13 protein-coding genes and 1 pseudogene are annotated in these 21,083 nt (G+C 66.8%); 12 read left to right on the forward strand and 2 right to left on the reverse strand.

The genetic code is table 11. The features are described 5' to 3' along the window. Window positions 1–57 precede the first annotated feature (57 nt). From ACFJI2_RS00060 to ACFJI2_RS00075, 4 genes are all read left to right on the forward strand, one after another. Complete coding sequence (locus ACFJI2_RS00060; RefSeq protein ID WP_377703230.1) at window positions 58–1,308, forward strand: RtcB family protein; 1,251 nt, start codon at window positions 58–60, stop codon at window positions 1,306–1,308. A gap of 183 nt (window positions 1,309–1,491) precedes the next feature. Continuing rightward, entirely contained in the window at window positions 1,492–1,953 is a 462-nt protein-coding gene (gene pedF / locus ACFJI2_RS00065; RefSeq protein ID WP_377703231.1) for a cytochrome c-550 PedF, read from the forward strand. A gap of 30 nt (window positions 1,954–1,983) precedes the next feature. Then, window positions 1,984–2,805 (forward strand): transporter substrate-binding domain-containing protein, encoded by an 822-nt coding sequence (locus ACFJI2_RS00070; RefSeq protein WP_049817612.1) that lies wholly within the window; start codon window positions 1,984–1,986, stop codon window positions 2,803–2,805. After that, window positions 2,802–5,159, forward strand: coding sequence for a TonB-dependent receptor (locus ACFJI2_RS00075; RefSeq protein ID WP_377703232.1), 2,358 nt, complete (start codon window positions 2,802–2,804; stop codon window positions 5,157–5,159). The genes ACFJI2_RS00070 and ACFJI2_RS00075 overlap by 4 nt, the downstream gene beginning before the upstream one ends. Before the next feature lie 75 nt (window positions 5,160–5,234). Here the strand turns inward: ACFJI2_RS00075 and ACFJI2_RS00080 are convergent, their stop codons facing one another. Next, the gene (locus ACFJI2_RS00080) at window positions 5,235–7,430 is read right to left on the reverse strand and encodes a TonB-dependent receptor family protein (RefSeq protein WP_377703233.1); all 2,196 of its coding nucleotides are present in this window, start codon (window positions 7,428–7,430) and stop codon (window positions 5,235–5,237) included. 179 nt (window positions 7,431–7,609) lie between these two features. Here ACFJI2_RS00080 and ACFJI2_RS00085 point away from each other — a divergent pair, with 179 nt between their 5' ends. From ACFJI2_RS00085 to ACFJI2_RS00120, 8 genes are all read left to right on the forward strand, one after another. Further along, window positions 7,610–8,578, forward strand: coding sequence for a beta-propeller fold lactonase family protein (locus tag ACFJI2_RS00085; protein ID WP_377703235.1), 969 nt, complete (start codon window positions 7,610–7,612; stop codon window positions 8,576–8,578). Window positions 8,579–8,730: 152 nt separating this feature from the next. Further along, the gene (gene adh, locus ACFJI2_RS00090) at window positions 8,731–10,251 is read left to right on the forward strand and encodes an aldehyde dehydrogenase (RefSeq protein ID WP_107878110.1); all 1,521 of its coding nucleotides are present in this window, start codon (window positions 8,731–8,733) and stop codon (window positions 10,249–10,251) included. 9 nt (window positions 10,252–10,260) lie between these two features. Then, window positions 10,261–10,629 (forward strand): DUF779 domain-containing protein, encoded by a 369-nt coding sequence (locus ACFJI2_RS00095; RefSeq protein WP_107878112.1) that lies wholly within the window; start codon window positions 10,261–10,263, stop codon window positions 10,627–10,629. Window positions 10,630–10,657: 28 nt separating this feature from the next. Beyond that, window positions 10,658–12,418, forward strand: a complete 1,761-nt coding sequence (locus ACFJI2_RS00100; RefSeq protein WP_377703236.1) for a PQQ-dependent methanol/ethanol family dehydrogenase — start codon at window positions 10,658–10,660, stop codon at window positions 12,416–12,418. 68 nt (window positions 12,419–12,486) lie between these two features. Then, entirely contained in the window at window positions 12,487–14,442 is a 1,956-nt protein-coding gene (acs, locus tag ACFJI2_RS00105; protein ID WP_377703237.1) for an acetate--CoA ligase, read from the forward strand. Between the two features lie 169 nt (window positions 14,443–14,611). Continuing rightward, on the forward strand, window positions 14,612–15,766 hold the full coding sequence (locus ACFJI2_RS00110) for a porin (protein WP_377703238.1): 1,155 nt from the start codon (window positions 14,612–14,614) through the stop codon (window positions 15,764–15,766). A 17-nt stretch (window positions 15,767–15,783) separates the two neighbouring features. Beyond that, window positions 15,784–18,069: a 4Fe-4S binding protein gene (locus tag ACFJI2_RS00115; RefSeq protein WP_377703239.1), complete on the forward strand. Its 2,286-nt coding sequence runs from the start codon at window positions 15,784–15,786 to the stop codon at window positions 18,067–18,069. Next, entirely contained in the window at window positions 18,066–19,055 is a 990-nt protein-coding gene (locus ACFJI2_RS00120; protein WP_377703240.1) for an FAD:protein FMN transferase, read from the forward strand. Before ACFJI2_RS00115 ends, ACFJI2_RS00120 begins: the two co-directional genes overlap by 4 nt. A gap of 5 nt (window positions 19,056–19,060) precedes the next feature. Here ACFJI2_RS00120 and ACFJI2_RS00125 read toward each other — a convergent pair. Beyond that, window positions 19,061–20,975 (reverse strand): annotated as a pseudogene (locus ACFJI2_RS00125) (sigma-54-dependent Fis family transcriptional regulator). Window positions 20,976–21,083 lie beyond the last annotated feature (108 nt).

Here is a 21,083-nt window from a genome sequence, read left to right on the forward strand (position 1 = left end):
CGCGTTAAGGCAGCGTCGTTTGCAATGCAGGGGAAACCGGATTAAATTGGACAAATCATGAAGAACAACAGTGACGAGAACAACAGTTACGCATTGCTGGGCAACCGGGATGGCAGCCCGGTGAAGATGTGGACTGGCGGCGTACCGGTGGAGGCGCTGGCCAAAGCCCAGCTGGCCAATACGGCGAAGATGCCGTTTATCTACAAGCACATCGCGGTGATGCCGGATGTACATCTCGGGAAGGGCTCGACCATAGGCAGCGTGATCCCGACACTGGGCGCCATCATTCCGGCGGCGGTGGGCGTGGACATCGGCTGCGGCATGATGGCGGCCAAGACCACGCTGAACGCGCGCGACCTGCCGGACAACCTGGGGCCGCTGCGCAGCGCAATCGAGCGCGCCATCCCGCACGGCATGACGCCGAAGACGCGCGGCTACAAGGGCCGCGACGAGGGTTCCTGGCATAACCCGCCCTCGGCGGTGGACGCCGCGTGGTCGCAGCTGAAGGATGAATTCGACGTCATCTGCCAGAAGACGCCCCGGCTCAGAAAGACCAACAACCACTACCATATGGGTACGCTGGGGACCGGCAACCACTTCGTGGAAGTGTGCCTGGACGAGCAGGGGGCGGTGTGGTTCATGCTGCACTCGGGCTCGCGCGGCGTGGGCAATGCCATTGGCACGCACTTCATCGAAGTGGCGCAGCAGGACATGCGCACCCACATCGCCAACCTGCCGGACAAGGACCTTGCGTATCTGAACGAAGGCACGCAACACTACGACGATTACGTGGAAGCCGTGGGCTGGGCGCAGAAGTTCGCGCGCATGAACCGCGAGGTGATGATGCAGAACCTGATCGCTGCGGTGCGCAAGGTGATCGCCAAGCCTTTCGAGACGCATGTGGAAGCCGTCAATTGCCACCACAACTACGTGCAGAAGGAGCGCCACTTCGGCAAGGAGGTGCTGGTGACACGCAAGGGCGCGGTGTCGGCGCGCGAAGGTGAGCTGGGCATCATTCCCGGCTCCATGGGCGCCAAGAGCTTCATCGTGCGCGGCAAGGGCAACCCGGAGAGCTTCAATAGCTGCAGCCACGGCGCTGGCCGCACCATGAGCCGCAACGAGGCCAAGCGCCGCTACACGCTGGAGGACCAGGTGCGCGCCACGCAGGGCGTTGAGTGCCGCAAGGACGCCGCAGTGATCGACGAGATCCCGATGGCCTACAAGGACATTGACGCGGTGATGCACGCCCAGCGCGACCTGGTGGAAGTGGTGCACACGCTGAAGCAGGTCGTCTGCGTCAAGGGTTGACGATGGCGGACCTGAGGCACTGCGCCTGCACCATCTCGCATGCTGAGTGAACAGGTGTTGCACGCGGTGGCACACCTGTTCCAAACTGGCACACCGTGCCGGGTGCCCATGAGGTAAAACCGCGTGGCACGCCAATTGCTCCTAGTGGATCAGCAGCTATTCACAACTACAGGAGACAGCATCATGAAACGCGCACTCACCCTCTGCCTCGCGGCGGCAGCCCTGATCACTTCCCTCGGCGCCCAGGCACACGGCGCAGTCACGCCGCAGGCGGTCGACACTACCGGACTCACGCCGCTGGGCGACAAATGGCGTGACGAGAATCCCTACAAGGGCAACAAGCTGGCGCTCAAGATCGGCTCGTCCGCCTACAACCAGAACTGCGCCCGCTGCCACGGACTGGAGGCGGTATCGGGCGGCATCGCGCCCGACCTGCGCCTGCTGGACCGCGACTGCGCCACCGTCAAGAACGCCGCCAAGAAGGCCGCCTGCTACAAGGACGTGGATGCCTATTACCTGAGCTCCATCCGCGCCGGCAAGGTGCGCAATGGCGCGGTCTACATGCCGCCGTTCGAAGGCATCTTCAACCAGGAAGCCATGTGGGCCATCAAGACCTATCTGGAAACGCGCCGCGAAACCAACTAACCAACTATTCAACTAATGCCGGGGGATGCCATGTCCTGTTTTTACCGCAAGGCCGCTGCGGCGCTGGCGCTCGCCGGCGCCGCCATGCTGCCGGCCAAGGCCGACTGGAACAAGCTGCAGCAAACGGGCGCGCTGAAGGTGGCGGTGTACAACGAGTTCGCGCCGTTTTCCGACCATGGCGCGGGCATCGACATCGATCTGGCGGAAGCGCTGGCGAAGAAGCTCAAGCTCAGGCTCACGCTGCTGCCGTTCCCGGCCGGCGAGAACCTGGGCGACGACCTGCGCAACATGGTGTGGAAGGGTCATTATCTTGGTTACGGACCGGCGGACGTGCTGCTGCACGTGCCGGTGGACACGCGGCTGATGGCGGAAAACGACAAGGTGCGGATCTTCGCGCCTTATCACGTGGAGGCCGTGCGCCTGGTGCGCAGCGCGCAAGCCATACCGGCGTTCGACAGCATTGATGCGCTGGCCGGCAAGCGCGTGGGAGTGGAGCAGATATCGATCGCCGCCATGGTGCTGCTGGGCGAAGGCAATGGCCGCTTCCGCGACGACGTGCGCATCTTTCCCACTGCCGCCGCTGCACTGCAGGAGCTGAAGGCGGGCCGGCTGGATGCCGTGCTGGCCAACCGCTCCGAGATCGAGGCCGTGTTCCAGGGCGATCCCGCCTTCCCGCTCGAGCAGGCGACATTCCAGCGCCTGCCGCGCAATGGCTGGGCCGTGGGCATGGCGGTGCGCAAGGATGACGAGGACGTGGCGCGCCTGCTGCAGGCGGCAGTGAACGAGATGCGCGCCAGCGGCGAACTGCAGGCCATTTTCGCGAAGCACGGCGTGCACATGGTGCAGCCATGAGCCATGGCAGCACGATCCGCAGCGCTGCCCTGCGCGGCGCGGCAGCGGCCCGCCGCACGCAGCTGGCGCTGGCCGTCGCGGCGCTGGGGCATGGCGCAGGACTGTCGGGCGCTTATGCTTCGCCGATGGCCAGCGTGGAAATCGTCGGCATGGCGCCGCTGCCGGGGCTGGGCGTGGAACGCAAGACGCTGCCGTACGCGGTGCAAACCGCGTCCGACGCCGTGCTGTCGCGGGCCGATGGCGGCAACCTGAGCGAACTGCTGGCGCGCAGCTTCGCCGGCATCAACGTGAACGAAATTTCCGGCAGCCCTTTCCAGAACGACCTGACCTACCGGGGCTACCGCGCTTCGCCGGTGCTGGGGACGGGGCAAGGCATTTCCGTCTACCTGGACGGCGTGCGCGTCAACGAGCCCTTTGGCGACGTGGTCAACTGGGACATGCTGCCGGAGGCGGCGATCGGTAGCGTGCTGCTGGCGCCCGGCTCGAATCCCTTGTACGGCTTGAACACGCTGGGTGGCGCCCTGGCGCTCAATACCCGTTCCGGCGCCAGCGATCCAGGCTTTTCGGGCACGGTCAGCGGCGGCAGCCACCGCCAGCGCCGCGCCGACCTGGCGTACGGTGCCGCGCGCGACGGCTGGCACGTGTTCACCGCGGCCACCTTGTTCAGCGACGGCGGCTGGCGGGCGCATTCGGACGGCCGGTTGGGCAATCTCTTCGTCAAGCTGGGCCGCGTGCAGCGCGATACCGAGTGGCAGCTCACCATGCTGGCCGGGCAGAGCCGCCTGGTGGGCAACGGGCTGCTGCCCGACGAGCTGTACGAGGACGACCGCCGCGCCGTCTACACCTGGCCGGACGAAACGCGCAACCGGCTGCGCCAGGCGCAGCTGAGCGCAACGCACCGCCTCACGCCGGACATGCAACTGACTGCCGCCGCTTACCTGCGCAACAGCCGGCGCGACACCGTGAACGGCGATGTCAGCGACACCTACGCGGACTACGTGGAGGCGTGCGCCGAAGGTTTCCGCACCAGCGGACTGCCCCACGAACCCGACGAGTGTCCGTACACGCGGGCGCAGGGCGCAGCCCTGCATACCGCCTCGCTGAACACCACCAGCACGCGCCAGCGCAGCCAGGGCTTCAGCGTGCAATGGTCTGCCCATCTGCCGCGCTATCAACTGATGGCCGGCTTGTCGCATGACCGCAGCAAGGTGGCATTCGCACAGTACGAGCGCGAAGCCGGCTTTGACGCCATGCGCGGCGTACTGGCCGACGATGACAGCGAGCGCGAGCTCGATGCCGCCGTGGATGGCCGCGCGCGCAACAGCAGTGCCTACGCCAGCGGCACCTGGACCGCCATGCCGGGCACGTGGATTACAGCGTCCGCCCGTTATGGTCAAGCGCGCGTGGCCAGCACCATCAGCAACGCTGGCGTGGCCCAGCCGCGCGAGGCCTTCAGCTACCGCAAATTCAACCCTGCGCTTGGCATCGCGCATGAGCTTGCACCCGGCTGGACCGTGTTCGCCAACGCCGCGCAGAGCAACCGCGTGCCGACCGTGATCGAACTCGGTTGCGCCGATCCAGAGCAGCCGTGCCGCCTGCCGGTCGGGCTGCAGTCCGACCCCTATCTGAAGCAGGTGGTGTCGCGCACCGTGGAGGCGGGCACGCGCTGGCAGGCCGGCCGCGATTCGGTCACGGCTACCATCTACCGCACCAGCAACCGGGACGACATCCTGTTCCGCAGCGCGGGGCTGACCCAGCACGGCTATTTTTCCAATTTCCCGCGCACCCGCCACCAGGGGCTGGATCTGAGCGCCACTGCGGAGCGCGGTCCGTTTGCCGCGCGCTTCAGCTACAGCTGGCTCGATGCCGTGTATGCCGCCGACGGTTCGCTGTTCACCGGGACGCGCAATGTGGCGGTGGCGCCAGGCACCCGTATCGCCGGCTTGCCCAGGCATAGCGCCAAGCTGGCGCTGGACTGGAAGGCGGGCAATGGACTGACGCTGGGCGCCGAGTTGCGCGCGTTCTCCAGCCAGGGCACGCAGGGCAATGAGGACGGCCTGGCTGCCGACCTGGAAGCAGGGCAGGCACCGCAGCGCGCGGATTTGCGCACGCGCGGCTATGCCTTGCTGGCGCTGCGGCTCAGCTACAAGCCGCAGCGGGACTGGGAGGTATTTGCACGCGTGAACAACGTGGCCAACCGCCGGTATGAAACCTTCGGCGCCATCGGGGCGGACATGTTCCCGGGCGGGCAGCTGGCCAGTCCGCACGGCGCCGGCGGCGAGGCGGAACTGGCGCGCTTTGTGGCGCCGGGCGCGCCGCGTTCCATCTCTGCGGGCTTGCGCTACCGCTTCTGACCTCTCGTCCGCTCCGCGCCGGATCGGATTCCCGGCCGTCCCCCGGCTGCAACCAGCAGCCGGGGTATTCGTTCATCAGAACTGGTATTGCGCGCTGGCGCCCAGTTGCCAGTTGCGGCCCGGCGCGCCTTCGTAGTAGCGCTTGTTGGTGTCGCCCACGATCACCGAGCCTACATAGGCGCGGTCTGCCGCGTTGTTCAGGCGCGCGAACTGCTTGAAGCGCCAGCCACCGGTTTCCTGCTGCGCGGTCAGGCGCAGGTTGACGATGGCGTAGCCGGGGGCGGTTTTCTCCGTGTTGCTGTCTTCCGCATAGACACGCGCGCTGGCCACGGTTTCGATGGCGGCGCCCAGCGCGCGCGACGGTGCCTGCCAGGCCAGTTCGCCGTAGGCATAGGCATTCGGCACGCCTGGCAGACGGCTGCCTTTCAGCACATTGCCGAAGACCTGGTCGTACACGGCACGCAGCGCTGTCAGCGCCACGCGGGTGCTGAAGCCGTGGCCCAGGCTGGTGTCGGCGGATACTTCGGCACCGCGCCGCAGCGTCTTGCCGGCGTTGCGATAGCTGGTGCGGCCGCCGCTGGAGGCATCGACCACCAGTTCGTCGCCGGTCTTCACCTGGAACACGGCCGCGTCGATGCGGGTGGTGCCCAGCAGCGCTTTCACGCCGGTTTCGACATGCGTGCTGCGCGCCGGCTGCAGTCCGAAGTTGAAACCGCCGCCGGTGCCGGAATAGAACAGCTCATTCAGCGTGGGCGTTTCAAAGCCGCGCGCGGCGCTGGCGTACACGTTCAGCACCGGCGACACCTTGTACAGCAGTCCCGCCACCGGCGTAGTGCGGCTGTAGCGCAGGCCGCCGCTGTCGTTGCCGTTGGACAGATAGCGGTCGCTCACGTCCACCTTGAAGCGGCTGTGGCGCAGGCCGGCGTTCAGCACCCATGGGCCTTGCGCCCATTCGGCTTGCAGATAAGGGTCTGTGCTGCTCACCTTATCCGTTTCATCGCGCCGCAGCTTGCCCTTGACGCCCAGTTCCGTGGCGATGAAGTTCTCGTAGCCCTTGCGGTCATCCCTGGAGCGCCCGTATTCGATGCCGACGGTGGAGGTCAGCTTGCCTCCGGCCAGCGGGCGCACGTCCACCCAGCTGATGTCGGTTCCGCTGAAGTCGCGGTCGAAATCGACCACGCCGCCGGAATGGCTGGCCGGGGCCTGGAAAGCGCGCGAGAAGGCCTGGTACTGGATCACCTGGCGGTTGCCGCCGTAGACGGTGACGCGCAGCTTGCCGCCATCCTGGCCGCTGCCCAGCTGCTGTTCCCATGCGGCGCCGATCTGCTGGTGGTCGATGCTCTTGCGCGTGTTGTAGCGCTCGGCGAAGGTGCGCTTGGGCGACGCGGTGTCGGTGGCATCGGTTTCCCCGGCGCGCGGGTCGCGCTGCCAGGTGGCCCAGGTGACGCCGAGCGGGTCTTGCGTGTCTTTCTGGCGCAAGCCGCTGGCGGTGACGGTCAGCTTGGCGCCGGCGCCGGGCGCCAGGGTCAGCTTGGCGTAGGCCTGGTCGCGCCGCGCGGCGCTGTGGTCGCGGTAGCCGTCGGTATCGAAGCGGGAGGCGTCCAGCACGTAGCCGACGCCGCCGGACTTGCCCTGGGCATTCACGTCCAGCTTGCGGGCGCCGTCGCTCCCGGCGGAAAGGCCGCTCTCCACGCTCGGCGCGCCTTCGCCTTCGCGCGTGAACAGCTGCACCACGCCGCCCGCATGGTTGCCGTACACAGCGGAGAACGGGCCGCGCAGCACTTCGATTCGCTCTGCCATGTCCAGGTTGAAGGTGGCAGCCTGGCCCTGGCCGTCCGGCATGCTGGCCGGGATGCCGTCGGCCACCAGTTTCACGCCGCGCACGCCGAAGGCTGAACGGGCGCCGAAGCCGCGCGAGGAAATTTGCAGGTCCTGCGCGTAGTTCTGGCGGTTCTGCGCCACCAGGCCAGGCACGGAGGCCAGCGCTTCGGAAGCGTTCACGCGCATCTGGCTGTCGCGGATGCGGTCGGCGCCGATTACGTCGATGGCGGCGGGGAAGTCGAAACTGCTGTGCTCCACCCGGCTGCCGCTGACGATGACGACAGCGCCTGCCGCGGCCGGCGCAGCGGTGCTGCCGGCGGCGGCGGGGGCATCGGCTGCAACTGCCGCCACCGCATTTTCCGCATCCGCTGCCAGGGCGGCCGGCGAGAACGGCAGCGCGCCGGCGGCGAACAGGGCTGCGACTGCATTCAAACGAAATCGGTACTGCATGTGTGTCTCCTTGGTTGAGTTCCGCGCCTGCCTGGCGGGGGCCGGCAAGTCTGCTTCAACCCGTAAGCAATATACCTGCCATGGCAGCGGCGCGCCACGCGCGTGGCACGGGGATTGCATCGTCTTGCGTACGCGCGCGCAGGATGCGGGCGCATTCTTCCATTTTTCGAGAGGCTGCCATGAACATCCCCTATTGTCTGCGCGCCGCAGGCGTGTTTGCAACCCTTGCCGCCACGCTGGCGCAGCTTGCGCCCGCAGCACAGGCTTCTTCGCTCGCCTTCGTGCCGAACGAGAAGTCCGGCACGGTCAGCGTGGTCGATACCGGCACCGACACGGTGCTGCGCAGCCTGGCGGCCGGCAAGCGCCCGCGCGGCATTGCCGTTGCCCCCGGCGGAACGCGCTTGTTCGTTACCGACGCCGGCAGCAATACCCTGCTGATGCTCGACAGCGCGGGCGGAGAGGTGCCAGCGGCGCTGGCGCTGGGCAAATCGCCTGAAGGGGTGAGTGTGTCGCCGGACGGGCGCTACGCGGCCGTCGCGGTAGAGGAGGGCAATAGCGTCACGCTGGTGGATGCCCGCAGCGGCGCGCGCCTGGCCGACATCCCGGTCCAGGGCCGCAACCCCGAGCATGCGGTGTTCAGTCCGGACAGCCGCTGGCTCTATGTGAGCGCGGAAGAGGCCGAGCAGGTGGACGTGATCGACGTGGCGCAGCGGCGCCAGACCGGCGCCGTGGCGGTCGGGCTGCGCCCGCGCGGCATCGGCTTCTCGCCCGATGGCAGCCGCGCCTACATCGCCTGCGAGCTGGTGAACACCGTGTACGTAGTGGACACCGCCACCCGCGCCACGCTGGCGAAGATACCGGCCGGGCGCAACGCCAACGGCATTGCCGTGCATCCCAGCGGCAGGCAAGTGTACGTATCCAACGGAGCCGACGGCAGCGTGATGCTGATCGATACCGCCAGCCATACCGTCAGCGCCACGGTGGCGGTGGGCAAGCGGCCGTGGAACATGGCGCTCACGCCGGACGGCGCCAAGCTGTATGTGGCCAATGGCCGCTCCAACAGTGTTTCCGTCATCGACACTGCCTCCGCGCGCAAGGTGGCCGACATCGCCGTGGGCGAGCTGCCCTGGGGCGTGGCGATTCCCTGAGCGTGACACTTGCCACAGCCGCTGCGCAACACCTGTTCAACTTTGGAGCAGCCTGCAACAGCGCCGCTGCCGTTTTTGCCCCAGGCGGGGCTGGCACGGTGTTTGCGGAATAGAGGGTGTAAGTCCAACCCACACTGAAGAAAGAGGATGACATGAATCTCGCGGATATCAACAAACTGGGCGTCGCCAACCCTTTCAAGCAACGCTACGACAACTACATCGGCGGCAAGTTCGTCGCGCCGGTGAAAGGCGAGTACTTCGCCAACCTGACTCCGATCACCGGCCTGCCGTTCTGCGAGATCGCGCGCTCCACGGCGGAAGACGTGGAGATCGCGCTGGATGCCGCGCACGCCGCCAAGGAAGCCTGGGGCAAGACCTCGCAGGCCGAGCGCGCCAATATCCTGAACCGCATCGCGGACCGCATGGAGCAGAACCTGCAGCTCATCGCCACGGCCGAAACCATCGACAACGGCAAGCCTATCCGCGAAACCCTGGCGGCCGACATTCCGCTGGCGATCGACCATTTCCGCTATTTCGCCGGCTGCATCCGCGCGCAGGAAGGCTCGGTCGCGCAGATCGACGACACCACCTATGCCTACCACTTCCATGAGCCGCTGGGCGTGGTCGGCCAGATCATCCCGTGGAACTTCCCCATCCTGATGGCGGTGTGGAAGCTGGCGCCCGCGCTGGCGGCCGGCAACTGCGTGGTGCTGAAACCGGCCGAGCAGACGCCTGCTTCCATCATGGTGCTGGTGGAACTGATCGGCGACCTGCTGCCGCCGGGCGTGCTGAATATCGTCAACGGCTTCGGCCTGGAAGCGGGCAAGCCGCTGGCCTCCAGCAAGCGCATCGCCAAGATCGCCTTCACCGGCGAAACCGGCACCGGCCGCCTGATCATGCAATACGCCGCGCAGAACCTGATCCCGGTCACGCTGGAACTGGGCGGCAAGTCGCCCAACATCTTCTTCGAAGACGTGATGGCCGCCGATGACGAATTCTTCGATAAATGCCTGGAAGGCTTCGCCATGTTCGCGCTGAACCAGGGCGAGGTGTGCACCTGCCCGTCGCGCGTGCTGATCCAGGAATCGATCTACGAAGCGTTCATCGAGCGCGCGCTGAAGCGCGTGGCCGCCATCAAGCAGGGCAACCCGCTCGACTCGTCCACCATGATCGGTGCGCAGGCGTCGCTGGAGCAGCTGGAGAAGATCCTGTCCTATATGGACATCGGCAAGCAGGAAGGCGCCCAGCTGCTGGCCGGCGGCGCGCGCAATGTGCAGAACGGCGACCTGGAAGGCGGCTACTACGTCACCCCGACCGTGTTCAAGGGCGACAACACCATGCGCATCTTCCAGGAAGAGATCTTCGGACCGGTGGTGTCGGTGACCACCTTCAAGGACGAGGCGGATGCGCTGCGCATCGCTAACGACACGCTGTACGGCCTGGGCGCCGGCGTGTGGACCCGCGACGGCGCGCGCGCCTTCCGCATCGGCCGCGGCATCCAGGCCGGCCGCGTATGGACCAACTGCTACCACCTGTATCCCGCGCACGCTGCCTTCGGCGGCTACAAGCAGTCCGGCATCGGCCGCGAAAACCACAAGATGATGCTGGACCATTACCAGCAGACCAAGAACCTGCTGGTGAGCTACAGCCCGAACGCGCTGGGCTTCTTCTGAGAGGCAGCCATGAAAGCAGCCGTAGCCCGCGTTCTCGCGACTGGCCCCGCACTGGAAATGATCGCCGAACTGCGTCACCGTCACGGACCGATCATGTTCTTCCAGTCCGGCGGCTGCTGTGACGGCAGCACGCCGATGTGCTACCAGGCCGGCGAATTCAATCTGAGCGACACCGACGTCTATCTGGGCAACCTGGGCGGCGCGCCGTTCTACATGGGGTTGGAGCAGTTTGGCTACTGGGAGCACACGCAATTGATTATCGACGTGGTGCCGGGCAACGGCGGCATGTTTTCACTCGATAACGGCACCGGGCGCCGCTTTCTCACGCGCTCGCGCCTGTTCACCGACGAGGAATGCAAGGAACTGGGTCTTTTATAAAAACATGGGAAGAATTGAGGAGATAAAAATGCAAAAAACTGTCATCGCATCGTTATCGGCTGCGCTGCTGGCGTCAGGCGGCATGGGCCTGGCGTCTGCGGCGGGCGGCGCGGCTGTCACCACCGGCATGCTGGAAGCGGCGTCAAAGAATACCTCGTCGGTGCTGTCGTTCGGCATGGGCTCGGAGGGACAGCGCTATTCGCCGCTGGCGCAAATCAACACCGGCAACGTGGCCAGGCTGACGCCGGCCTGGTCGTTCTCCTTCGGCGGCGAGAAGCAGCGCGGCCAGGAGTCGCAGCCGCTGATCCACAACGGCAAAATGTTCGTCACCGCATCGTACTCGCGCATCTTCGCGGTGGACCTGAAGACCGGCGCCAAGCTGTGGAAGTATGAGCACCGCCTGCCGGACGGCATCATGCCGTGCTGCGACGTGGTCAACCGCGGCGCCGCGCTGTTCGACAACCTGGTCATCTTCGGCACGCTGGACGCGCAGCTGGTGGCGCTGGACCAGGACACGGGCAAGATCGTCTGGAAGGAGAAGGTGGACGATTACGCCGCCGGCTACTCAATGACGGCCGCGCCGCTGATCGCCAAGGGCCTGCTGCTGACCGGCGTCTCCGGCGGCGAGTTCGGCATCGTCGGCCGCGTGGAGGCGCGCAATCCGAGGACGGGCGAGCTGGTATGGTCGCGCCCCACGGTGGAAGGCCATATGGGCCACAAGTACGACAAGGACGGCAACGCCAGCGATAACGGCGTCACCGGTACGCCCAACAAGAGCTGGCCGGGCGACCTGTGGAAAACCGGCGGCGCGTCCACCTGGATGGGCGGCACCTACGATCCCGCCACTGGGCTGGCCTACTTCGGCACCGGCAATCCGGCCCCGTGGAACAGCCACCTGCGCCCCGGCGACAACCTGTACTCCTCGTCCACCGTGGCGCTGGACGTGACCACGGGCCAGATCAAGTGGAGCTACCAGAACACGCCGAACGACGCCTGGGACTTCGATGGCGCCAACGAGTTCGTCACCTTCGACATGGACGGCAAGCGCTACGGCGGCAAGGCCGACCGCAACGGCTTCTTCTACGTGAACGACGCGGCCACCGGCAAGCTGCAGAACGCTTTCCCCTACGTGAAGAAAATCACCTGGGCCACCGGCATCGACCTGGAAACCGGCCGTCCCAAGTACACCCCTGACGGCCGCCCCGGCGACCCGACCAAGGGCGAGGAAGGCAAGAAGGGCAAGACCGTGTTCGCCGCGCCGGCCTTCTTGGGCGCGAAGAACCAGATGCCGATGGCGTACAGCCCGCAGACCAAGCTGTTCTACGTGCCCGCCAACGAGTGGGGCATGGACATCTGGAATGAGCCGATCAGCTACAAGAAAGGCGGCGCCTACCTGGGCGCGGGCTTCACCATCCGGCCGCTGTTTGACGACTACATCGGCGCGCTGCGCGCGATCGACCCCAAGACCGGCAAGATCGCCTGGGAAGTGAAGAACACCGCGCCCTTGTGGGGCGGCGTGATGACCACGGCCGGCGGCCTGGTCTTCTACGGCACGCCGGAAGGCTACCTGAAAGCGCTGGACGCCAAGACCGGCAAGGAACTGTGGAAGTTCCAGACCGGCTCCGGCGTGGTGGCGCCCCCGGTCACCTGGCAGGACGGCGGAGTGCAATACGTGGCCGTGGTCTCCGGCTGGGGCGGCGCGGTGCCGCTGTGGGGCGGGGAAGTGGCCAAGAAGGTCAACTTCCTGGAGCAGGGCGGCTCGGTGTGGGTGTTCAAGCTGATGAAATAAACGAATCCAAGTGCCTGGTGTCTTTTTCTGACGGCTTCGGTCGTCAGTTTTTTTTGAGAGGGTAGCAAATGCAAACGACTTACATGCCGCCGCGCGCATTCTCCGCGCACGCGGCCATTCCCGACATGGCCGCCTACGAGGCCTTGTGCGCGCACGCCGAGAAGGATTACGAAGGCTACTGGGGCATGCTGGCCCGCGCCAACCTGGACTGGCAGGTGCCCTTCACGCGCGTGCTGGACGAAAGCGGCGCGCCGTTCTACCGCTGGTTCGACGACGGCCGCCTGAACGTTTCCTACAACTGCCTGGACCGCCACATCGAAAACGGCCTGGGCGACAAGACCGCCATCATCTTCGAAGCCGACGACGGCGCTTTCTCGCACGTCACCTACCGTGGCCTGCACGCCCGGGTGTGCCGCATCGCCAACGGCTTGCGCGCGCGCGGCGTCGGCAAGGGCGACCGGGTGGTGATCTACATGGCCATGTCGGTCGAGGGCGTGGCTGCCATGCTGGCCTGCGCGCGCATCGGCGCCACGCACTCGGTGGTGTTCGGCGGCTTCTCCGCCAAGGCGCTGCAGGAGCGCATCGTCGATGCCGGCGCGGTGGCCGTCATCACGCAGGACGAGCAACTGCGCGGCGGCAAGCGCCTGCCGCTGAAATCCATCGTGGACGAGGCGCTGGCGCTGGGCGGTTGCGGCTGCGTCAAACACGTGGTGGTGTACCAGCGCACCGGCGGCGGCGTCACGCACGTGTCGGACCGCGATATCTGGCTGCACGACCTGATGGCTGACCAGCCGGAGCAATGCGAACCGGAGTGGGTGGAGGCCGAGCATCCGCTGTTCATCCTGTACACCTCCGGCTCCACCGGCACGCCCAAGGGCGTGCAGCATTCCAGCGGCGGCTATCTGCTCTGGGCCGCGCTGACGATGAAGTGGAGCTTCGACATCAAGCCGGACGACGTGTACTGGTGCACCGCCGATATCGGCTGGGTCACAGGTCACAGCTACATTGCCTACGGTCCGACGGCGGTGGCGGCCACGCAGGTGATCTTCGAGGGCGTGCCGACCTATCCGGACGCGGGCCGCTTCTGGCAGACCATTGCGCGCCATGGCGTGAGCATCTTCTACACCGCGCCCACCGCGATCCGTTCGCTGATCAAGGCCTCCGACATGGACCCCGCCACGCATCCGCGCAATTACGACCTGTCCACTCTGCGCCTGCTCGGCTCCGTCGGCGAGCCGATCAACCCCGAGGCCTGGCGCTGGTATCACGTCAACGTGGGCGGCGAGCGCTGCCCCATCGTCGATACCTTCTGGCAGACCGAAACGGGCGGCCACATGATCACGCCGCTGCCGGGCGCCACGCCGCTGGTGCCGGGTTCGTGCACGCTGCCGCTGCCCGGCATCATGGCCGCCATCGTGGACGAGGCGGGACACGACGTGCCGGACGGGCAGGGCGGCATCCTGGTGGTGAAGCGTCCGTGGCCGTCGATGATACGCACCATCTGGAACAACCCCAAGCGCTACCGCAGCAGCTACTTCCCGGAGGAGCTGGGCGGCACGCTGTACCTGGCCGGCGACGGCGCCGTGCGCGACCAGCACAGCGGCTACTTCACCATCACCGGCCGCATCGACGATGTGCTCAACGTCTCCGGCCACCGCATGGGCACGATGGAAATCGAGTCCGCGCTGGTGGCGCATCCGCAGGTGGCCGAAGCGGCCGTGGTGGGCAAGCCCGACGACACCACCGGCGAATCGATCTGCGCCTTCGTTGTGCTGAAGAAGGCGCGGCCCGGCGGCGCGGATGCGAAGGCGCTGGCGCAGGAGCTGCGCAACTGGGTGGCCAAGGAAATCGGCCCGATCGCCAAGCCCAAGGACGTGCGCTTCGGCGACCAGCTGCCGAAAACCCGCTCCGGAAAAATCATGCGCCGCTTGCTGCGCGTGCTGGCGCAGGGCGGTGAAGTGACGCAGGACGTGTCCACGCTGGAGAACCCCGCCATCCTCGATCAGCTGGCCAAGGCGGTGTAGAAAATAGGGACACCTGCGGCGCGCTGCTGGTCCGTAATGGCACAGAAACAGCACAGGAACAGCGCCGCGCCGCAGGACTTTCCCTCTGCCGCGAACCCGGCACGCTAATTGCCCTTGGACGGGTACATCAATCGAGATGTATCCAACCATAAAACCAAGGGAGACTGGAATGAAAAAGATCATCATGGGCGGCATGGCCGCAGCCACGTTCGCAGCGCAGCACGCCGGTGCAGTGGATTTCAAGGCAGGCGACTGGACCGTCGGCGTGGGCGGCATCGTCAACGCCTACTACACCCAGGTGTCCTGCTCCGGCGACGCGGTCGGCGGGCTGGCGCTGGCCAGCAAAGGCCTGGGTTGCGGCGGACAGGATGACCGCAGCACCATCGGCAACGGCCTGCTGCCCAATGGCCTCGTGACGTCCGCCAGCTCCAACCTCGGCGGCTACGACGTGAAGGCGCTGATCGGCATCTACCACGCCACCGCCACCGACAGCGCCATCAGCCAGAACAGCAACGTGGACGTGCGTCAGGCCTACTTCACCTTCGGCACCGCTGAAATGGGCACCATCAAGATGGGCCGCGACAACGGCTTGTTTGGCGCCGGCGCCATCTTCGGCGACATGACGCTGATCGGCGCCGGCGCACCGGTCCAGGCCACGCAGCGCGGCCGCGTCACGCTGGGCCACATCGGCGCCGGCTACAGCTACGTCGGCTACTACGGCCAGATCGCCTACAGCTCGCCGAAGAGCAGCGGTTTCGGCGTCGATGTGGCCCTGGTGAGCCCCGTGTCGGATACGCCCCTGCTCACGCCTTCGGTGTATTCGACCAAGACCAGCCCGCAGCTGCAAGGGCAGCTGACCTGGAGCGCGGGCGGCATCAAGGCATGGCTGGGCGCCAAGGGCCAGAAGTTCGAATCGGTCACGGCCGGGGTGAAGGACTTCACCATGAGCGCCTACGAGGCGGGCGCCTCGTACAACGAAGGCGCGCTTGGCTTGCTGGCCAACTTCCAGGGCGGCAAGGGCCTGGGCGTGCTGTCCGATGCGGACCAGGGTGAAACCAAGGCGCGCAACTACTTCGTGCAGGGCACCTACAAGGCCACCGACAAGATGAAGCTGGGCCTGGGCTACGGCATCAGCAAGAACAGCGACAACAACGTCGGCACGGGCGGCCTGAAGTCGAACGCCAACCTCACGCTGGGCGCGTACTACACGCTCAACAGCGCCATTACGCTGGTGGGCGAAGTGGGGCAGACCCGCTCCAAGGGCTTCAACGGCAGCGAAGCGAAGATGAGCGGCGCTTCGCTCGGCGGCATCATCTTCTTCTGATGTACCGGGGCGCGGCCATGGCACACTCACTGCCCGTCTTCCTGCGCCGCATGGTGCCGCAGGCATTCGCGCTGGTGCTCGGATTGGCACTCGTCTTGCTGGCGCTGGCCCCGGCCGCGCCGGCGGCGGCCGGTGTGCTGGACCGCGCCGCCGTGGCGCAGCGCTTTCCCGCGCCGCTGATGGTGGGCGAGCGCGACGCGGCGCTGCCGGTCTGGCCGCTGTACCGGCAGAACGCCACGGCAACCGAATTGGTTGGCTACGTGTTCGAGTCGCTCGACCTGGCGCCGGTGCCCGGCTTTGCCGGCGTGCCGCCCAATTTGCTGATCGCGCTGGACGCGAAGGGCGCGTTTCTCGGCGTGTCCGTGCTGTCGCACCACGAACCGGTATTCCTGGAAGGCTTGGGCGAAGCGCCGCTGGCCCAGTTCCTGTCGCAGTACAAAGGCGTGCCATTGGCCAGTTCCATCCGCATTGGCGGCAAGGACGGCAGCAGCGCCGCGCGGGAAGTGCACCTGGACGGCGTGGCCAAGGCCACGGCATCGGTGCGCATCATCAACCAGAGCGTGCTGTCTTCTGCGCTGAAAGTGGCGCGCGCGCGGCTCGGCTTTGCCGCCGGGCGTGACCCGGCGCATTCCGCCCGCCTGCGCACGGACCTGGACGAGACGCTCAGCCTCGACCGCATGGTGGCGCAGGGGCTGGTGCAACAGCTGCGTGTGACCAACCGGCAGGTGGAGGCGATGTTCCGCGACACGGCCGGCGCCGGGCTGGATGCGGAAGCGCTGCGCAATCCGGATGCCGTGTTCATGGACTTGCGCCTGGCCTATGTGTCCCTTCCCGCAGTGGGCCGCAGCCTGCTGGCCCCGCGCAGCTGGAACAAGCTGGCGGCGCGGCTCGAACCGGGCGACCACGCCGTGCTCGCGATCTGGTCCGGACGCCACACGCTGATGCCGGAAGAATTCGTCCCAGGCAGCGTGCCTGAACGGCTGGTCCTGCGCCAGCACGGCTTGCCGCTCGAACTGCGCGACCTGGACATGGAGATGGCGCTGAAGGAAGGCGCCACCTTCGGCGACGCCCGCATCGCGGTATTCCGCGTCATTTCGCAAGCCGGCCTGGACCCCGGCCTGGCGCTCGACTTTGCGCTGCCCATCACGCGCAGCAAAGGCATCGTCTACCCCGAGCGCATCACGCGCGAGCTGCCCCTGCAATACCGCTTGCCGGAACGCTTCTATATCGTCGGTGCGCCGGCCGAAACGCCGTGGCGCAGCGTGTGGCGCGCGCAGGGAACGGAACTGGGCGTGCTTGCCGCAGGCTTGCTGGTATTGGCCGTCGCGCTGGCGCTGCAGCGCCGCCTGGCCGCGCGCAGCCTGTGGCTGGCGCGCTTCCGCACCGCCTACCTGCTGTTCACCGTGGGCTTTATCGGCTACTGGGCGCAGGCGCAGCTGTCCATCGTCAACCTCACCGGCGCGGCACAGGCACTGGCGGCGGGCCGCAGCCTGGAGTATCTGCTGTTCGATCCGGCTACGCTGATGGTATGGACGTTTGCGTTGCTGGCGCTGCTGTTCTGGGGACGCGGCACCTATTGCGGCTGGCTGTGCCCCTTCGGCGCGCTGCAGGAATTCGGTGCGCGGCTCGGGCGCTGGCTGCGGCTGCCGCAGATACGCTTGCGCAGCAAGGCGGACCGGCAGATCAAATGGCTGAAGTTCGTGGCGCTTGCTGCCATCGCTGTTAACGTGGCGATCGCATCCAGTGCCGCGCTGGAAGGGACGCTGGCGGACGCCGCCGGCGGCACGCGCACCACGGTTGCCGCTGTCCCCGCCGCTGGCACTGGCGGAGGCGCTGCTGCTGCTGCTGTCGTGGCGCCGGCCACCGCGCCGGCGGCCGCCACACTGGATAAGCTGCTGGAGCTCGAACCCTTCAAGACCGCCATCACGCTGAGCTTCGTGCGTAGCTGGCCCTACGCGGCCTACGCCGCCGGCATGGTGCTGTTGAGCGCCGTCTGGTTCCGCGCCTTCTGCCGCTATCTGTGCCCGCTGGGCGCCGGCCTCGCGCTGCTCGGGCGCAGCAGGCTGCTGGACTGGCTGCCGCGCCGCAGCGAATGCGGCCAGCCCTGCCAGACCTGCCGCCACCGCTGCGGCTACCAGGCCATTGCGCCGGCCGGGCGCATCGACTACGACGAGTGCTTCCAGTGCCTGGATTGCGTCGTCATCCATGACAGCGAAGACCTGTGCGCGCCGTTGCTGCTGGAGCGCAAGCGTAGCAATTTCATTCCGATTGTGCGCGAAAGCGCGAGGGAGAGGGCATCATGAAGAGACGGACATTCCTGGCCGCGTCCATGGGCGTGCTGGCCGGCGCCGGGGGCGGGGCGGCTGCAAACGGCGCCCGGCTGTACACCGACGCTGCCCAGGCCTTCGGCACGACGGTGACGGTCACCGTGGTCCACACCGACGGCGCCGCCGCGCAGGCAGCGATGAGTGCGGCCCTGCACGAAGCCCAGTCCGTGGACCGCCTGATGTCGATTTACCATACCGCCAGCCAGGTCTACCAGCTGAACCGGGACGGCGTGCTGCGCGCTCCGGACGCGCGCCTGCTGCTGGTACTGGCGCAGGCGCGCGCGCTGTCGCAGATGACGGACGGCGCGTTCGACGTCACGGTACAGCCGCTGTGGCTGGCGTACGCGGAAGCCGCGCAGCGCGGAGCGCTCCCCGATGCTGCGGCGCTGCGCCAGGCGCGTGCGCTGGTGGGCTGGCGCCAGCTTGCGTTCCGGCGCGCCGAAGTGCGTTTCCTGCAGCCCGGCATGGCGCTCACACTCAACGGCCTGGCCCAGGGCTATGCCGCCGACCTGGCGCTGGCGGCGCTGCGCCGCCACGGCATCCGCAACGCGTTGCTGGATACGGGCGAATTCGCCGCCAGCGGCGCCAAGCCGTCCGGCACGCCGTGGACGCTGGGCATACGCGACCCGCGCGACGCGCAGGCTTGCACCGACATCCTGCTGGCGCGCGACCGCTGCATTGCCACCTCTGGCGACTACGAGTCCGTGTTTACACAGGACCGCGTGCACCACCACATCCTGGACCCTGAGCGCGGCGACTCGCCGCCCGAGCTGGCCAGCGCCACTGTGCTGGCGCCGTCCGCGCTGCTGGCGGACGGCCTGTCCACGGCGTTCATGGTGATGGGGGAGAAGAAGGCGCATGCGCTGGCCGGCCGCCTGCCCGGCATCGACCTGCTCACCGTGGACAAGCAGGGACACGCGCGCCGCACCGCCGGTTTCGCCGCCGCAGCGGGGCGCGCATGAGCCTTCTATTTCAGATGCGGCATCTTGCGGTAGATGGTGTTGCGCGAGACACCCAGCGCGCGCGCCGTGGCCGACACGTTGCCGCCGTGCGCCGCCAGCGTCTTCTGGATCAGCGAGTATTCCACGTCCTCCAGTCTAGCGCCGCTGGCCATCAGGTGCACATGCGCCGCCGCGCCCGGCGGCTCGGCGGCGCATGGCGGGTCTGCTGCGGCGATATCGTCGAGGAAGTCGTCCGGCATATGACGCTGCGAGATCTCGCGCTCGTCGCCCGCCATCACGATGGCCGTGCGCAGCAGATTGGTCAACTGGCGGAAGTTGCCCGGCCATTTGTGGCAGCGGAACAGCTGCAGCATCTCCGGCGCCACCGTGTAGTGCGTGCTGCCTGACTCGATGGCGATAATCTTCTTCACCACCGTTTCCAGGTCGGTGCGCTCGCGCAGCGGCGGCAGCTTCACCACCAGGCCGTTCAGGCGGTAGTAAAGGTCTTCCCGGAACAGGCCCTTGGCGATGCGCTCGCGCAGGTTGTGGTTGGTGGCGCAGATCACTTCCACGTTGACCGGGATGGATTTGCTGCTGCCCAGCGGCGTCACCATGCGTTCCTGCAGCACGCGCAGCAGCCTGGCCTGCAGGCTGTATGGCATGTCGCCGATCTCGTCCAGGAACAGCGTGCCGCCGTTGGCCTGCAGGATGCGGCCCACCGCGCCTTTTTTGCGGGCGCCGGTAAAGGCGCCATCCTCGTAGCCGAACAGTTCGGATTCGATCAGCGTTTCCGGGATCGACGCGCAGTTGACAGGGATGAACGGCCCCTGGCCGCGCGGCGAGTCGTTGTGGATGGCCTGGGCCAGCAACTCCTTGCCGGTGCCGGTTTCGCCCATGATCATGATGGGGATGTCCTTGCCCAGCACGCGCGTTACCTTGTCGATCACCAGTTCCAGCTGCGGATCGCCGGTGCGCAGGTACCGCAGGCCGGACAGCTTGCGCGCAGCGTTCGCCGCATGCAGCGCGGATGGCGGCGCTGCAGGCCGGCGCCGCCGCATCGCCCTCCTGCGGCGTGGCCAGCACATGCTGGAAGTGGCTGCTGCCCAGGCGCAGCTGGGCGCGGCCGTACACGCGCACGCCGTTGTGCATGCACAGGTTGAGCAGGCTGGGGGCGGCGGTACGATAGTGGTCGAACAGCGCGGACACAGGCAGGCCGAACAGCGAGTTGAAAGTGTGCGTCTGCAGCGCTGCGTAGCTCAGGCCCAGCTGGAACAGGCCACTGCGGTTGGCGGACAGGAAGCGCCCGCCGGGCGTGAAGGAGGCGATGCCCTCCATCAGCGTGCCGATGAATTCGGACCGCGTATGGAAGTGCAGCGTGATCGAATCTTCGAACGTGGCCTGGAACAGCTGGTTCTCTATCATCAGCGCAGACATGCGCACCAGCGCCATGGTGTGCTTGTGGTAGCTGCGCTGGTCGCCAGAGACGTCCAGCACGCCGACCACGTTGCCGTGGTGGTCGGTGATAGGCGCGGCGGAGCAGGTGAGGAAATGATTGGCCTGCAGGTAGTGCTGGTCCGCATGCACCAGGGCCGGGCTCTTTTCCGCGATGGCGGTGCCGATCGCATTGGTGCCCCGGCACTGCTCGGACCACGCCGCGCCGGGCTGCAGCGCCACGCGGTTGGCCTTCTCCAGAAAGTCGGCATCGCCCAGCGAATGCAGGATGACGCCGTTCGCATCGGTCAGCAGCACCATGTTGTGGGTGTTGATGATTTGCTGGTACAGCGTCTCCATGGCGGGCAGCGCATGGGTATGCAGCATCTTGTTCTGCTCTATCAGCAGCGACAGTTCGCTGTTGGGGAGCGCGCTTAATTCCAGCTTGCTTTCAGGGCAGAGCCCAAAGGCGAGCGAGCGCTCGTGCGAAGTACTGATGATGCCGGCCATATCTGGAGCGGCATTGGTGGCGGTTGGCTGGTACATATCTCCGATTCCTTTAATGGGCCGTCTGACGCGGCGTTTTTTTTACTGCCGGGTGTTGCTAAATGGAGCATT

The organism is Pseudoduganella sp. UC29_71 (genome assembly GCF_042693265.1).
In the GTDB taxonomy this organism is placed as follows: domain Bacteria; phylum Pseudomonadota; class Gammaproteobacteria; order Burkholderiales; family Burkholderiaceae_D; genus Rugamonas.